The sequence below is a fragment of the Streptomyces himastatinicus ATCC 53653 genome, from assembly GCF_000158915.1.
In the GTDB taxonomy this organism is placed as follows: Bacteria; Actinomycetota; Actinomycetes; order Streptomycetales; family Streptomycetaceae; genus Streptomyces; species Streptomyces himastatinicus.
Genome location: NZ_GG657754.1, coordinates 6,977,789 through 6,992,912, shown reverse-complemented (window position 1 = coordinate 6,992,912; position 15,124 = coordinate 6,977,789). Strand labels below are relative to the sequence as shown.

General features: G+C 71.3%; 10 protein-coding genes and 2 pseudogenes. 8 read left to right on the top strand and 4 right to left on the bottom strand.

Annotated elements, in window-relative coordinates; all coding sequences use genetic code 11:
- The coding region (locus SSOG_RS29400; RefSeq protein ID WP_009717900.1) for a 4-alpha-glucanotransferase at positions 1-1,039 on the bottom strand (1,039 nt) is incomplete at its 3' end.
- Positions 1,039-1,326, bottom strand: coding sequence for a hypothetical protein (locus SSOG_RS29395; RefSeq protein ID WP_009717899.1), 288 nt, complete (start codon positions 1,324-1,326; stop codon positions 1,039-1,041). The genes SSOG_RS29395 and SSOG_RS29400, both read right to left, overlap by 1 nt.
- A 422-nt stretch (positions 1,327-1,748) precedes the next feature.
- On the opposite strand from SSOG_RS29395, the pseudogene SSOG_RS29390 reads away from it, so the two are divergent.
- Positions 1,749-4,749 (top strand): annotated as a pseudogene (locus SSOG_RS29390) (glycoside hydrolase family 84 protein).
- Positions 4,750-4,834: 85 nt separating this feature from the next.
- On the opposite strand, the gene SSOG_RS29385 reads toward SSOG_RS29390, so the two are convergent.
- Positions 4,835-5,374 (bottom strand): HNH endonuclease, encoded by a 540-nt coding sequence (locus tag SSOG_RS29385; protein WP_009717897.1) that lies wholly within the window; start codon positions 5,372-5,374, stop codon positions 4,835-4,837.
- 410 nt (positions 5,375-5,784) lie between these two features.
- Between SSOG_RS29385 and SSOG_RS29380 the strand changes: the two genes are divergently transcribed.
- Positions 5,785-6,873, top strand: coding sequence for a mechanosensitive ion channel family protein (locus SSOG_RS29380; protein WP_009717896.1), 1,089 nt, complete (start codon positions 5,785-5,787; stop codon positions 6,871-6,873).
- A 32-nt stretch (positions 6,874-6,905) separates the two neighbouring features.
- Here SSOG_RS29380 and SSOG_RS29375 read toward each other — a convergent pair whose 3' ends face one another.
- Complete coding sequence (locus SSOG_RS29375; protein ID WP_050800005.1) at positions 6,906-8,840, bottom strand: S53 family peptidase; 1,935 nt, start codon at positions 8,838-8,840, stop codon at positions 6,906-6,908.
- 255 nt (positions 8,841-9,095) lie between these two features.
- Here SSOG_RS29375 and SSOG_RS29370 point away from each other — a divergent pair, with 255 nt between their 5' ends.
- The 6 genes and pseudogenes from SSOG_RS29370 to SSOG_RS29345 form a co-directional block, all read left to right on the top strand.
- The gene (locus tag SSOG_RS29370; protein WP_039938979.1) at positions 9,096-10,322 is read left to right on the top strand and encodes an ROK family transcriptional regulator; all 1,227 of its coding nucleotides are present in this window, start codon (positions 9,096-9,098) and stop codon (positions 10,320-10,322) included.
- A 97-nt stretch (positions 10,323-10,419) separates the two neighbouring features.
- Positions 10,420-11,748 (top strand): ABC transporter substrate-binding protein, encoded by a 1,329-nt coding sequence (locus SSOG_RS29365; protein WP_009717893.1) that lies wholly within the window; start codon positions 10,420-10,422, stop codon positions 11,746-11,748.
- 11 nt (positions 11,749-11,759) lie between these two features.
- Entirely contained in the window at positions 11,760-12,713 is a 954-nt protein-coding gene (locus SSOG_RS29360; protein WP_009717892.1) for a carbohydrate ABC transporter permease, read from the top strand.
- A 15-nt stretch (positions 12,714-12,728) separates the two neighbouring features.
- Positions 12,729-13,634 carry a carbohydrate ABC transporter permease gene (locus SSOG_RS29355; protein ID WP_009717891.1) on the top strand — a complete coding sequence of 302 codons (906 nt, stop codon included), beginning with the start codon at positions 12,729-12,731 and terminating at the stop codon, positions 13,632-13,634.
- On the top strand, positions 13,631-14,893 hold the full coding sequence (locus tag SSOG_RS29350) for a 6-phospho-beta-glucosidase (RefSeq protein WP_009717890.1): 1,263 nt from the start codon (positions 13,631-13,633) through the stop codon (positions 14,891-14,893). The genes SSOG_RS29355 and SSOG_RS29350 overlap by 4 nt, the downstream gene beginning before the upstream one ends.
- A gap of 62 nt (positions 14,894-14,955) precedes the next feature.
- Positions 14,956-15,124, top strand: a pseudogene (locus SSOG_RS29345) (ATPase); the annotation flags it as partial.

The following is a 15,124-nucleotide window of genomic DNA, read 5'->3' as shown; positions in this document are numbered from 1 at the left end:
CCAGCCCGTCGGGCCAGCCGCGCCAGTCGGTGCCGTACGTCTCGGCGAGGGCGCACCACAGGGCGTGGTCCTCGAGAGCCTGGCCGCGTTCGGCGAGGAAGTCGCAGTAGGCGGCGCGGCGGCCGGGGCTGAGGGGGACGGCCCGCACCAGTTGCAGCGCTTCGCGCTTGAGGGCCCAGACCGCGTCCCGGTCGATGAGGGCACCGTCGCGCAGGACGGACGTACGGAGCGCGGCCGCGGCCTCCAGCAGCCGGTCGACCCGCTCGCGGGCGGCGCCGCCGAGGTGGGCGTATTCAGGCACGTTCTCGACCCGCAGGTGGACGGGGTCGGGGAAGCGGCGCGAGGAGGGGCGGTAGGGCGAGGGGTCGGTGGGGGCGGCGGGGGTGCCGGGGACCGCCGAGTGCAGCGGGTTGAGCTGGATGAACCCCGTACCGAAGGCGCGCCCGGACCAGGCGGCGAGGTCGGCCAGGTCACCGAGGTCGCCCATGCCCCAGGAGCGGGCGGACAGCAGCGAGTAGAGCTGGACGAGGAAGCCGTGGCTGCGGCCCTGCGGCGACGGCATCCGGTCGGGGGCCACGATGAGAGCGGCGGTGGCGGTGCGGCCGTCGGGGGCGCGTGCGGTGAGGGTGTGGGTACCCAGAGGTAGGGGCGCGTCCGTGAGGCCGTCCAGGGGCGCCCCCGTACCCGGGGGTAATAACGGGCGCGCGGCGGCGGCAGGCCCCCACCCGCGTGGCGCGCCGTCCTCGGTGCGCACGCGCAGCTCCGTGCCGTCGGGCAGGGCCTCGGCCAGGCCGTCGGGCAGGGCCTGGCGCGGCGTTCCGCCGGGGCGCAGGACCACGCAGGGGGGCAGCAGCCGGTCGCGCTGTCGGCGTTCGTGCCGGTCCAGCGCGTCTTTCACTGATCGGGGGGTGGAGGCGTCCACACCCAGCGCGGCGAGTACGGCTACGACGGTGTCCTCGGGCACCTGGACGGTGCGGCCCGGGGCGGGCTCGTAAGAAGTGGCGACACCGTGCAGCTCGGCGAGCCGCGCTCTGCCCATCAGTACTCCATCGACTCCAAGGCCGCGCCCGCGCCGATGCCGGCGGCGGTGGGCTCACTGGTCAGGGGGCGTTCGGTGGCGAGCGGGGGCTCGCTGGTCAGGGGGACGTTGTCGGCGAGTGGGGGTTCGCTGGTGAGAGGTGCCTCGGTGGCGACACCGGACCCGAAGCCGTCCAGTCCGCACAGTCCGCAGTCGGGGTCGGAGACCCCGGCGAACGGATCAGGCTCGCGCACGGCTTCGGGCACGGGTTTGGACAGGGCGGACGGGAGAAGAGCTGACGCGGCCACACGGACCTCCGTGGGGTGTCGGCAGTGTGTCAATGACGAGCCCTACCCACTCAATCCGGCCGCAGACGTAAACGACACCCGGACGTGCCGTACATCACACCCGCGGGACAGGCGATTTCGCGGCCGGGAGGGGTCGGGAACACAGAGCTTACGGACAGGGCCCGCCTTCATCCGTCAGACTTGCGGGGGCGACACGACGGCGCGCAGGGGGCGACCTATAGGGGGCGCGCATCCGTCGGCACCACCGCGAGTGCGGCAATGCCGACAGTTCGGTCATGCGCGTTGACACCTCACCCGCGTACTGGTGGGCTCGTCGCCGATTGGCGCCTTTTGCGGCCGATACGACGGGGCCAGCTATCTGAATCAAGGAGACGCCCGTGCACTTCCGGGGGAAGAGGCCGAGGGCAGTGGGGGCGACGGCCATGGCGGCCGCGGTCATCGGCGGATTACTCGGCGGCGCCCAGGGGGCGAGCGCCGCGCCCGTGGATCCCGGCACCGCCGGGGCCTCCACACCGGACCGGAACAGCACCGGAGCCGTACCGCCCGTATGGCCGCGGCCCCAGTCGCTGCGCGCACAGGGGACGGATCTGGCGATATCCGGCGAGGCCACGCTCATCGCGGACGGCGACGCCGATCCGTACGCGCTGGACGCGCTGCGCGCCCTGCTGCACGACGCGGGGGTGCGTACGGTCACCGAGGCCACCCCGGGCGGCAAGCCCCCGGCGCGCGGGCTCGTGGTGCACGCCGGAGGCAAGGGCGCGCAGAGCGCGTTGCGCGCACTGCGGGCGCCGGAGCGCGGCGATCTTCCGTCCGGCGGCTACCGGCTGGCCAGCGGCCGGGTGGACGGCCGCGCCACGGTCGCGCTGGACGGGGTCGGGCCTGACGGTCTCTTCCATGCCGTCCAGACGCTGCGCCAGCTGCTCGTCCAGCGGTCCGGACAGGACACCAAGGCCTTCGCCGGGGTCACCGTCCGCGACTGGCCCGGTACGGCGGTCCGCGGCACCACCGAGGGCTTCTACGGCTCCCCCTGGTCGCAGCGGGACCGGCTGGCGCAGCTCGACTTCATGGGCCGCACCAAAGCAGAACCGCTACCTCTACGCGCCCGGCGACGACCCGTACCGCCAGGCCCGCTGGCGCGATCCGTACCCCGCGGAGCGGCGTGCGGAGTTCCGGGAGCTGGCCACCCGCGCCCGCGCCAACCATGTGACCCTCGGCTGGGCGGTCTCCCCCGGCCAGGAGATGTGCTTCTCCTCCGACAGCGATATGAAGGCGCTGCTGAAGAAGGTCGACGCCATGTGGGCGCTGGGGGTGCGCTCCTTCCAGCTCCAGTTCCAGGACGTCAGCTACAGCGAGTGGCACTGCGGCAAGGATGCCGACACCTTCGGCTCCGGCCCCGAGGCGGCCGCGAAGGCGCAGGCCAAGATGGCCAACGCGGTCGCCCGCCACCTCGCCGGGCGGCATCCGGACGCGGCCCCGCTCTCGCTGATGCCGACCGAGTACTTCCAGGACGGCGACACCGAGTTCCGGCGCGCGCTGGCCGCCGACCTCGACACCGCCGTCGAGGTGGCCTGGACCGGCGTCGGGGTGGTGCCCAGGACGATCACCGGCGGTGAGCTGGCCGACGCCCGGTCCGCCTTCGGCCACCGGCTGGTCACCATGGACAACTACCCGGTCAACGACTACGCCCAGGACCGGATCTTCCTCGGCCCCTACACCGGCCGGGACCCGGCGGTGGCCACCCAGTCCGCCGCCCTGCTGGCCAACGCCATGGAGCAGCCGACCGCGTCCCGCATCCCGCTGTTCACGGCGGCCGACTTCGCCTGGAACCCGCGCGGCTACCGCCCCCAGGAGTCCTGGCAGGCGGCCATCGACGACCTGGCCGGGCCGGACGACAAGACCCGCGCGGCGCTGCACGCGCTCGCCGGGAACGACGCGTCCTCGGTGCTCGGCGGCGACGAGTCGGCGTATCTGCGGCCCCTGACCGACGCCTTCTGGGCGGAGGTCGGCCGTACGGACGTGGGGCGGCTGGACCGGGCAGCGGACCGGCTGCGCGCGGCGTTCGCCACGATGCGCGACGCCCCCGAGCGGCTGTCCGGGATGCTGGGCGACGACGTACGGCCCTGGCTGGACCAGCTCGGGCGCTACGGCGACGCGGGCGTACGGGCCGTGGACATGCTCACCGCCCAGGCCCACGGCGACGGCGACCGGGCCTGGACCGCACGGCTGGCGGTGGAGGGGCTGCGCGAGAAGATCGCGGACAGCCGGGTCACGGTGGGCAAGGGCGTACTGGACCCCTTCCTGAAGAAGGCGCTGACCCAGGCGGACGACTGGTCCGGCGTGAAGCGGTCGGGCAAGGAGAAGCTGCGCACCCGCGAGGCCGACCACGCGGCCGCAGACGGCAAGGCGACCACCACGGTGGCCTCGCCCGGCAAGCCGGTCACCGTGCGCTTTGGCCGCACCCGCCCGCTGGCCTCGGTCTCCGCGCTCACCGGGCGGTCCGCGGACGGCGCGGGCACCGTCGAGGCCCATGTGCCGGGCGAGGGCTGGCGCAGGCTCGGCGCGCTGGCCGCCGACGGCTTCACCCAGGTCGGCGGCAAGGGCATACGCGCCGACGCGGTCCGGCTGAGCTGGGCGGCGGGCACCACGCCGGCCACCGTGCACGAGATCACCCCCTGGTTCGCCGACACCCCCGCCGCCGAGCTGCGGCTGTCGCGCGGTTCGGTGGACGCCGAGGTCGGCGGCCGGTCCGCGACCGTCCGGGCCGAGCTGACGTCCCTGCGCCCCGGCGATGTGAACGACGACCTCAAGCTGCGCGCCCCGCACGGCATCACGGCCCGGGCCCCCGAGGGGGTGACGGCCCCGCGCGGGGCGACGGCGACGGCCCGGATCGAGATCTCGGTCGACGAGGGCACCAAGCCGGGCACGTACGCAGTCCCGGTCCGCTTCGGATCGGAGCAGCGCATGCTGACCGTCCGGGCCTTGCCGCGCACCGGCGGCCCCGACCTGGCCCGCGCCAAGGGGACGAAGGCGACCTCGTCCGGCGACGAGACCCCCGATTTCCCGGCGTCCGCGGCCATCGACGGTGACTCCGGGAGCCGCTGGTCCTCCCCCGCCGAGGACGGCGCCTGGCTCCAGCTGGAACTGGCCCGCCCGGCCCACGTCGGACGGCTCGATCTGCGCTGGCAGGACGCGTACGCCTCGCGCTACCGGGTCCAGGTCTCGGCCGACGGACGCACCTGGCGTACGGCGGCGACCGTCACCGACGGCCAGGGCGGCCGGGAGATGGTGGGCCTTGACGCCCCGGACACCCGGTTCATCCGGATCCAGGGCATCGAGCGCGGTACCCGCTTCGGCTACTCGCTCTGGTCGGTCGCGGCGTACGCGGTGGAGGAAACCAAGGGCAAGAAGCCGGGCAAGGACTAGATCACGCCGCGGTGCCCCTTCGGCTCACCCGCCGAAGGGGCACCGCGGAGGCACACCGCGCCTCAAAAATGCTTCAGCCCGGGTCTCAGGCGGTTTTACTGCCGTCGATCCGGGCCATCGCGTCGTCCGCGCCGAATGCCTCCAGGTATGGCAGCCAGCGCGGGTCCCTATGGCCGGTGCCGATGATCCGCCAGGCGAGGCCGGACGGCGGCGCCGGTTGATGACGCAACCGCCAGCCGATCTCGGCGACGTGCCGGTCGGCTTTGACGTGGTTGCACCTGCGGCAGGCGGCGACCACGTTTTCCCAAGTGTGCTGCCCGCCACGGCTGCGCGGGATGACGTGATCGACGCTGGTTGCGACGCCACCGCAATAGGCGCATCTACCGCCGTCACGGGCGAACAGGGCGCGCCGGGTCAGCGGGACGGGACCGCGAAAGGGCACCCTCACGAAGCGCTTCAGCCTGACGACGCTGGGAGCGGGGATCGCGCGGGTTGCGCTGTGCATCAGGGCGCCTGAGTCCTCGAGGCTGATGGCCTTGTCGTTGAGGACGAGAATGAGCGCGCGGCGGAGCGGTACGACGCCGAGCGGCTCGTACGACGCGTTGAGGACCAGGACATGCGGCACGGATGCCTCCTTGTACGCCGGCGGCGCGTGGCTCGCGCCGGGACGATCTCCCCCAGTTTCCCCTGAACCCTGGCCGGAACGCCACTATCACCGGGTTAACGGTTGAGAGGCATTTCCGCGTACCGGCCGTATACGGCCCGCACACACTGCACACGGGGCCTTCAGAACTTCGTGGAGTGGCAAGAATCACGGGCCCGGCGGGCCCGTATCCGATCTTGGAGCCGCCCGGAGGAAGCGGAGGCGGCGGAAACCGCGAGCTGAGGCCGTTGGGCCTGCTTTCGTGCGCCCCCTGGGCGCGCTCGCGCGCTGTCGAACACAGGAACGGCAGTTTCCCGCGCCCGGCTACTGTGTGAAGGAATTGCGCGTGCGCCTTCCCGCGCGGGCATGCCGTACACCGAAGGGTTTCCGCTGTGTTCTGGTCCGCTGCTCTGGCCGCTGACTCGACGCCTCGTCCCACGTCCCCGACGACCTTGGACGATGCGCACAGGAGCGCCACCAACGCCGCGGGCTGGGTGGAGGAGAACTGGTCCACCTGGCTCAGCGTCGGGCTGCGCATAGCCCTGATCCTGGTGATCGCGTTCGTGCTCCGGTCCGTCCTGCGGCGCGGCATCACCAAGCTGATAGAGCGCATGAACCGCACGGCCCAGGCCGTGAACGGCACCGCGCTCGGCGGGCTGCTGGTCAACGTCGAACGGCGGCGGCAGCGGTCCGCGGCCATCGGCTCGGTGCTGCGCTCGGTCGCCTCGTTCGCGATCATGGGGACCGCGGGGCTGATGATCCTCTCCGCCCTCCAGATCAACCTGGCGCCGCTGCTCGCGAGCGCCGGTGTGGCGGGTGTGGCGATCGGTTTCGGCGCCCGCAACCTGGTCACCGACTTCCTCTCCGGCGTCTTCATGATCCTCGAGGACCAGTACGGGGTGGGCGACTCGATCGACGCGGGGGTGGCCTCCGGCGAGGTGATCGAGGTCGGCCTGCGGGTCACCAAGCTGCGCGGGGACAACGGGGAGATCTGGTACGTCCGCAATGGCGAGGTCAAGCGGATCGGCAACCTCAGCCAGGGCTGGGCGACGGCCGGGGTGGACGTCCAGATCCGCGCCGACGAGGACCTGGACCGGGTCCGCGAGGTGATCAACCAGGTCGGTGTGGACATGGGCAAGGACGAGCCGTGGAACGAGCGGCTGTGGGAGCCGATCGAGGTGCTGGGGCTCGCCGCGGTCTACCTCGACTCCATGGTCGTCCAGGTCTCGGCGCGGACCATGCCCGGCAAGGCGCTCGGCGTCGAGCGCGAACTGCGCTGGCGGATCAAGAAGGCGCTGGACGAGGCGGGCATCCAGCTGGTCGGCCATCCGCCCGAGGCGAACCTGGCGACCGAGGTGGCCGACGGGTCGGCGGGCGTGAACGCGCCGTCCGCGCTGGCCAACCCGGACTCGCCGCAGTCCGCGGCGGCCAGCCCCCTCTCGCCGCCGCCGGCCGCGTCACCGCCCGCCCCCACGAAGTGACGGGAGCGGGCAGCGGCTGAAGGGCGTGCGGCTCAGCGCCGGTGCGCGCCGAACGACGCCAGGTATCCGGCGGCCGGGGTGCCCACCCCCGTCACGTCGTCGTAGCCCACGACCGCGCTCAGCGAGCTGTCGCGGCCGAGGCTGCGCAGCGAGGTGACCAGGCCGTCCGAGGCGTCGTGGCTGTTGACGTAGTCGACCCGGACCACGCCGAGCGAGACCCCGGCGCCCCGCGGATGGTCGGTCACATCGTGGTACGAGGCGGTGCCGTACCGGCCGTACAGCGACGGGTTGGCGAAGCCGATGGGCCGTCCGCCGCCCGCCTGCTGGGCCAGCGCCTGGACCCCGGCGATCACGGGGGCGGCCAGTGAGGTGCCGCCGATGCGGTATTCGCCGTACTGGAGCGACCCGTCGGGGAAGGTCTGCGTCTGCCCCACCAGGAAGCCGGTGTTGGGGTCGGCGACGGCCGCGACGTCGGGGGTGACGCGCTGTCTGGCGGTCCCGCCGTTCGCCTGCGCGAGCGCGTCCGGCACCACACCGCGCTGGTAGAAGGGCTGCGGCACGGTCTTGCTGGTGCCGCCTCCGGCGCCCGAGGTGAACGCGCCGGGCAGGGCGTCCCAGTTGGTGCCGTCCGGTGTGAGGGTGGACTTGGTGGTGCCCCAGCCGGTCTCCCACTGGTACGTGTCCCCCCTGCCGACGGCCAGTGAGGTGCCGCCGACCGCCGTCACCCAGGCCGAGTTGGCGGGGGTGTCGACCTGTTTGGTGCCGGTGGAGGCGACGTTGTCGCCGTTGTCGCCGGAGGAGAAGTAGAAGCCGATGCCCTCGACCGCGCCCTGCTGGAAGATCTGGTCGTAGGCGAGCGCCAGGTCCGGGGTCTGGTTGGCCTCCACATCGCCCCAGGAGTTGGAGACGATGTCGGCCAGCCGGTTGTCGACGACCTTGGCGAGCGCGTCCAGCAGATCGTCGTCGGTACAGGACGCGCCGCCGACGTAGACGAGGTCGGAGGCGGGGGCCACCGCGTGCACGGCCTCGACGTCGAGGGTCTCCTCGCCGTACCAGCCGCTCGCGTCGCACTCCTCGGTGTGCCGGTATTCGGCCGGCAGCACCTGCGTCAGCTGGCCCCTGCGGTAGGCGGGGTCGCCGTTGCGCCGCGCGTAGCGGGCGGCGTCGGCGGCGATGGTCGGCGAGGCGTAGGCGTCGGTGATGGCGACCGTCACGCCCTTGCCGGTGTGACGGCTCTTGGCGCCGTACGCGGCACGCAGCTGCTTGCCGGTGTAGCCCTTGACGGCGTACGGCTGCTTGGCGCCGTACGCGGAGGGCAGGCTCTTGTCCACCTTGGAGCCGTAGTAGCTGGAGAACGGCCCGGCGTTCTTGAAGACCGCTCCGGGCGGCGGCAGCGTCTCGCCCCGGGTGGCCATGTGCTCGGCGCGCTTGGGCGCGGTGTCCAGGCCGACGACGGTCAGGACGGCGCCGTTCAGCGAGGCGGGCACGGTGGCGGCCTGGGACGGGGCGCGGTAGACCGTGCCGTCCTTGGTGTAGTTGTGCAGCTGGGTGCCGAACGCCTTCTCCGCGGCGGCCACTTCACCGGTCACCGAGAGATAGTGCTGGTTGTGGCCGGTGACGGTGAGTCCGGAGCCCCGCAGCCAGCCGGTCACGGCGTCGGTCTGCTGCCGGGTCGGCCCGAACCGCGCCCGGGTCTGCTGAGCCGTCAGATACCGGCCGTAGGCGGACGAGGAGGGGTCGGACACCGCGGCGGCGTAGTCGGCGAGCCCCTTGGCGTCCCGTCCGGCGAGGTAGACGCGCGCGCTGACCTTACCGCTGTCGGCGGCGGCGCCCCGGTCCGAACTCGCCGTGGCCCAGGTGGGCTTGGTCGCGCTCAGGGTGTCCCGGCCTGACGGTGCGGAGTCGGCCCGGGCAGCGGGTGTGCCCACCGTGAGCGCACCGGCGGCGAGCGGCAGTGCCGTTGCCATCACCAAGGCCGTGCGTATACGAAGAGAAGACGTTCCGAGAAGAAATGGCCCGAAAGAAGACGATCTCACTTAGCCCCCTGTGATCCATGAAGTCGTCAGGCCACTCTTTCGATGACTTGTCCATGCCAGGACTATGGCTTCGCCAAGAGGACACCAAATCCGGACGCTCACCCCCATTGACGCCGCCTCGGAAGCGCCCTACCTTCCTCTTCATCAATAGGAAAGTTTCTTAACAGAGTGAGGCGGGGCACCACCATGGCCGCACCACCCCCCGGCAACACCACCCCCAACGGCACCCCCGGGACCCCCCGGGTCCTGCGCGCCATGAACGACCGGGCCGCGCTGGACCTGCTGGCCGCGCACGGCCCGCTCACCCGGACCCGGCTCGGGGAGCTGACCGGGCTGTCCAAGCCGACCGCCTCGCAGCTGCTGACCCGGCTGGAGTCCGCCGGGCTGGTCCGGCCGACCGGCAACGTGACCGGGCGGCCCGGGCCCAACGCCCAGCTGTACGAGATCAACCCGGCCGCCGCCCATGTCGCGGCGCTCGCCGTCGACCAGGAGGGCATCAGCGCCGCCGTCGCCGACATCACCGGCCAGGTGGTCGGCGAGCACCGGGTGACCGCCCCCACCACCGACGAGTCCCTGACCGGCCGCACCGCGGAGCTGGTGGCCGAGGCCGTGGACGGCGCCCTGGCCGCGGCCGGGCTCGACCGAACCGACCTCCACGGGACCGTCATCGGCACCCCTGGCGCGCTCGACCCGCGCACCGGAACCCTGCGCTACGCACCGCATCTGCCCGGCTGGCAGTCGCGCGCGCTGCGGGACGAGCTGGCCGAGGTGCTGCACACCCCGATCGTCATCGAGAACGACGTCAATCTGGCGGCCGTCGCCGAACAGCACCACGGCACCGCCCAGGACTTCGACGACTTCGCCCTCGTCTGGGCCGACGAGGGGGTCGGCGCGGCCATCGTGCTCGGTGGCACGCTGCTGCGCGGGGCCACCGGCGGAGCCGGGGAGATCGGCTACATGCCACTCCCGGGGGCACCGCTCGCCCGCGGCGGACCGGACGCCGCGGCCGCGCCGGACGGGGGCGGCGGGTTCCAGAAGCTGGTCGGCTGCCCTGCCGTCGTGGAACTGGCCAGGGAGCACGGCATCGAGGCGCCCACGGCCGCCAAGGCGCTCACCGCCGCGCTGCGCACCCCGGGGGCGGGCGACGCGGTGCTGACCGAGCTGGCCCGGCGGCTGGCCACCGGGCTCGCCTCCGTCGTCGCGGTGGTCGACCCGGAGCTGGTGGTGCTGTCGGGGGAGGTCGCGCAGGCCGGTGGGGAGCGGCTGCGCGAGCTGGTCGAGACCGAGCTGACGGGGCTGGCCCTGCCCCGGCCGGAATTGCGGATCAGCGATATCGAGGGGGATCCGATACTCATCGGCGCGCTGCGTCAGGCAGTGGCCGATGCCCGTAACACCGTTTTCGACACTGCCTGAGTTCGATACCGCCCGAGTTCGTGCCCGAGCCCGATACCTCCTGAGATCGATACCGCCTGCTCGATACCGCCTGAATTCCCCGCAAGGAAGTACCGCCATGCCACCAAGACTGGCTGTTCTCGCCTCGGTGCTCGGCGCCGGTGCCCTGCTGCTGGCCGGTTGCGCCAATCCCAGCACCGGCAGCGCGACCGACGATCCGACCAAACCCGTCACGCTGAAGTTCTGGCACGGCTGGTCGGAGAAGAACGAGGTCAAGGCGATCGATGCCAGCATCGCCCGGTTCGAGAAACTCCACCCCAACATCAAGGTGAAGACCACCGGCAATGTCACCGACGCGACCTTGAACCAGGCGCTGCGGGCCGGCGGGGACGACGCTCCGGACGTGGCCTCGTCGTTCACCACCAACAACGTCGGACAGTACTGCTCGTCCGGGATGTGGGCGGATCTCGACCCGTTCATGAAGAAGACCGGACTGGACAAGCACAAGGTCTTCCCCAAGACGCTGCTCGATTACACCAGCTATGACGGCGACCAGTGCGCGCTGCCGCTGCTGGCCGACGCGTACGGCATGTACTACAACAAGGACGCGTTCAAGGAAGCCGGGATCTCCCGCCCGCCGCGCACCATGTCGGAGCTGAAACGGGACGCCGTCAAGCTGACCAAGCGCGCCAAGAGCGGCGGCTATGAGCGGGTCGGCTTCATGCCGAACTTCCGGCTCTACCAGAACAGCCCGGACCGCCTGTTCGCCCAGTGGGGTCCGACCTACTTCGACAAGGACGGAAAGGCGCGGCTGGCGAAGGGCAGCGCCGCCAAGGACTTCTTCGCCACCACCCGGGATCTGGTGAAGAGCCAGGGCGGTTACGGTCCGCTGGAGAAGTTCCGCACCTCCTTCGGCGACGAGATGTCCTCGCAGAACGCCTTCCTCACCGGCAAGCTGGCCATGCACATGGACGGCGAATGGCGCGGCCTCTTCATGAAGGGCGCCAAATTCAAGTGGGGCACCGCTCCCCTGCCGGTGCCCGACGACCAGCCCGAGACCTACGGCCGGGGTTATCTCACCGGAACGGTGATCGGCATCGGGCACAGCAGCAAACACCAGAACGCGGCGTGGGAGCTGGTGAAGTTCCTGACCGCCGACACCGACCAGGTCGTCTCCTTCGCCAACGCCATCCACAACGTGCCGTCCACCAAGGCCGCCCTCACCTCCCCCAAGCTCGACCCGGATCCCACCTTCCGCGCCTTCCTGGATATCGCGCAGAACCGATACAGCACCGCCCTGCCCGCCTCGATCAACGGCGGACAGTACGTGGTCTCCCTCCAGGACTTCTCCTATGGCGTCGAAGAAGGAAAGGAACCCGATCTGAACAAGGGCCTGAGGGAACTCGACAAGGAAATCGACGCCGACAATCTCCAGGCTCAGAACTGACGGAGCGCGACATGGCCACAGTGACGAACTCCCCCGCCTTGCGCCGCAAGGCCGTGCGCACGCGGTTGCGCACCCTCGGCTTCCTCTCCCCCTGGCTGGTCGGCTTCACCGTATTCTTCGGCTATCCGCTGGTCGCCACCGTCTATTTCTCCTTCATGCACTACAACCAGATCGAGACCCCGACCTTCGTGGGGCTGCGGAACTGGCGGTATGTGTTCGAGCAGATGCCGCTGTTCGGCCCGGCGCTGTGGAACACGCTCTGGCTGGTCGTGGTGATGGTCGCGCTGCGGGTCGTCTTCGGCCTCGGCATCGGCCTTCTGGTCACCAAGGTCAAGTCCGGGGTCGGTTTCTTCCGCACCGCGTTCTACCTGCCGTATCTCGCTCCCCCGGTGGCCGCCACCGTCGCCTTCGTCTTCCTGCTCAACCCCGGCACCGGCCCGGTGAACGACATCCTCGGGACGATCGGGATCTCCGCCCCCAACTGGTTCAACGACCCGACGTGGGCCAAGCCCTCGCTCGTCCTGCTGTCCCTGTGGGGCATCGGCGACCTCATGGTCATCTTCATGGCGGCGCTGCTGGACGTGCCGAAGGACCAGTACGAGGCGGCCGACCTGGACGGCGCCGGGGCGTTCCACAAGTTCCGCTATGTGACCTGGCCGTCGATCACGCCGATCGTGATGTTCGCGGTCGTGACGGGCGTCGTCCAGACCATGCAGTACTACACCCAGGCGCTGGTCGCCGGAAAGCTCGCCTCCGGTGTCAGCATCGGGCCCGGTTCGGTCATCCAGCCCGGCTATCCCGACCACTCCACCCTCACCGTGCCGCAGCTCGTCTACTCGCTCGGCTTCCAGAACTTCAACACCGGAGCCGCCTGCGTGCTCTCGCTCGTGCTCTTCGCGATCGCGATGGCAGTGACGACGCTGCTGATGCGCCGGCGCGCCGGCCTGCTGTCGGCCGAGGACTGAGAGGACCCGTCCGCCATGACCGCAACCACCACCCTCACCGCGCCCTCCGCGCCCGTCCGTCCGCGCACCCGGCGCTCCCCCGCCCCGGCCGCCCGCCGCCGTGCCGCGCTCCACTGGATCGCCGTGCACACCGTCGCCGTCGCCACGGCGCTCTTCTTCCTGCTGCCGTTCGTCTTCGTCTTCCTGACCGCCGTGATGAGCGACAGCCAGGCGATGAGCGGCGCCCTGTGGCCCACCGAATGGCACTGGTCGAATTACGCCGAGGTCTTCCGGACCCCCGGTTTCCTCGACTGGTGGCGCAATTCGCTGATGTACGCGGTGCTCGGCACCCTGTTCACGCTCTGCTCGTCCATTCCGGTCGCGTACGCGCTCGCCAAGTTCCGCTTCCGTGGCCGCCGTACCGCCATGATCCTGGTCATTTCGACGATGATGCTGCCGCCGCAGGTCATCGTGGTGCCCATGTATCTGGTCTGGGCCCAGCAATTCCATCTGTCGGGCTCGCTGTGGCCCCTGATCATTCCGATGGCGTTCGGTGACGCGTACTCCATCTTCCTGCTGCGCCAGTTCCTGCTGACGATTCCCCGGGAATACCTGGAGTCGGCGCGGGTCGACGGCTGCGGGGAGTTCCGCACCCTGCTGCGCATCATCGTTCCGATGGCCAAGCCGGGCATCGCGGCCGTCGCGCTCTTCCAGTTCTTCTACTGCTGGAACGACTACTTCGGCCCGCAGATCTACGCCGCGCAGAACCCGGGTGCCTGGACGCTCAGCTACGGGCTGGAGAGCTTCAAGAGCGCGCACAGCGTCAACTGGAACCTGACGATGGCCGCGACGCTGCTGGTCATGGCCCCCGTCATCATCGTCTTCTTCTTCGCCCAGAAAGCCTTCGTGGAAGGCGTCACACTGACAGGAGTCAAGGGTTGAAACTCGCAGTCGTGGGGGGCGGGTCCACCTACACCCCCGAACTCATCGACGGGTTCGCCCGGTTGCGGGACGTGCTCCCGATGGAGGAACTGGTCCTGGTCGACCCGGCCGCGGACCGGCTGGAGCTGGTCGGCGGGCTCGCCCGCCGGATCTTCGCCAAGCAGGGCCATCCGGGGAAGATCTCCTGGACCGACGACCTGGACGCGGGCGTGGACGGCGCCGACGCGGTGCTGCTCCAGCTGCGCGTCGGCGGCCAGGCCGCGCGCGACCAGGACGAGACCTGGCCGCTGGAGTGCGGCTGCGTCGGCCAGGAGACCACCGGCGCGGGCGGGCTCGCCAAAGCGCTGCGTACCGTCCCGGTGGTGCTGGACATCGCGGAGCGGGTGCGCCGCCGCAACCCGGACGCGTGGATCGTGGACTTCACCAACCCGGTCGGCATCGTGACCCGGGCGCTGCTCACGGCCGGGCACCGGGCCGTCGGGCTGTGCAACGTCGCCATCGGCTTCCAGCGGAAGTTCGCGAAGCTGCTGGGCGTGGCGCCCGGGGAGGTGACGCTGGAGCACGTCGGCCTCAACCACCTGACCTGGGAGCGGGCGGTGCGCATCGGCGGCCCGGACGGCGAGGACGTGCTGCCCAAGCTGCTCGCCGAGCACGGCGACGCGATCGCCGACGACCTGCGGATGCCGCGCGACCTGGTGGACCGGCTGGGCGTCGTCCCGTCGTACTACCTGCGCTACTACTACCAGCACGACGCCGTCGTACGGGAGCTGCGCACCAAGCCGTCGCGGGCGGCGGAGGTCGCGGCGATCGAGCGCGAACTGCTGGAGATGTACGGCGACCCGGCGCTGGACGAGAAGCCGGAGCTGCTGAGCCGCCGCGGCGGCGCGTTCTACTCGGAGGCGGCGGTCGATCTGACCTCGTCGCTGCTGCGCGACAGCGGGGAGGTGCGCATCGTCAACGCGTTCAACGACGGCACCCTGCCCTTCCTGCCCGACGACGCGGTGATCGAGGTCCCTGCGGCCGTGGACGCGACGGGCGCGAAGCCGCTCCCGGTGCGCCCCCTGGAGCCGCTGTACGCCGGGTTGGTCGCCCATGTCACGGCGTACGAACAGCTGGCGCTGGAGGCAGCGTTGAAGGGCGGGCGGGAGCGCGTCTTCCAGGCGCTGCTCTCCCACCCCCTCATCGGCCAGATCGACTGCGCCGAGAAGCTGACCGACGACCTGATCGCGCACAACCGGGAGCACCTGGCGTGGGCCTGACGCAGTCCGAACCGGCCGGTTCCGCACCGGCCTCCCCCTCCGCCGCCGCGCCGGGGCCGTCCGTGCTGGCGATCGACGCGGGCAACAGCAAGACCGACGTCGCGCTGATCGGCCCGGACGGAACCGTGCTCGGCACGGCCCGCGGCGGCGGCTTCCGGCCGCCCGTCGTGGGCACCGAGCGGGCCGTCGGCGGGCTGGCGCGGCTGGTGGAGGAGGGGGCGCGGCGGGCCG